The 305-nt window shown below is 51.1% G+C and carries 1 protein-coding gene; it reads left to right on the top strand.

Annotation, left to right across the window (positions count from 1 at the left end):
• A partial coding sequence (locus tag NE473_RS31030; protein WP_502802868.1) for a PDC sensor domain-containing protein occupies positions 1–305 on the top strand: 305 nt, incomplete at both ends.

The following is a 305-nucleotide window of genomic DNA, read 5'->3' as shown; positions in this document are numbered from 1 at the left end:
CACACGAAAGGCATTTACGGAGCAGATAGAGTCTGTCGCCGTCAATGCGGCCAACAACACAGAAGGCGCGGTGGCGGTATACGTCCGCTATAATCCTGATTTTACTCCGCCGACCTCAGGGGTGTTCTGGAGTAAAACCAATTTAAACGGAACCTTCCAGAAGCTGGTTCCCACCGATTTCTCCAGATACTGCCCTACCGACGTCGAGCACGTAGGCTGGTCCTATATCCCGGTTAAAAACGGCAGGGCCATCTGGCTGAGCCCCTATACGAATGAAAACATCAACATACAGATGATTTCCTATG

It is taken from the genome of Hungatella sp. SL.1.14 (genome assembly GCF_024460495.1).
In the GTDB taxonomy this organism is placed as follows: domain Bacteria; phylum Bacillota; class Clostridia; order Lachnospirales; family Lachnospiraceae; genus Hungatella; species Hungatella hathewayi.
Note: the sequence above shows the minus strand (reverse complement) of the source record. Positions and strands in the feature narration are given on the sequence as shown.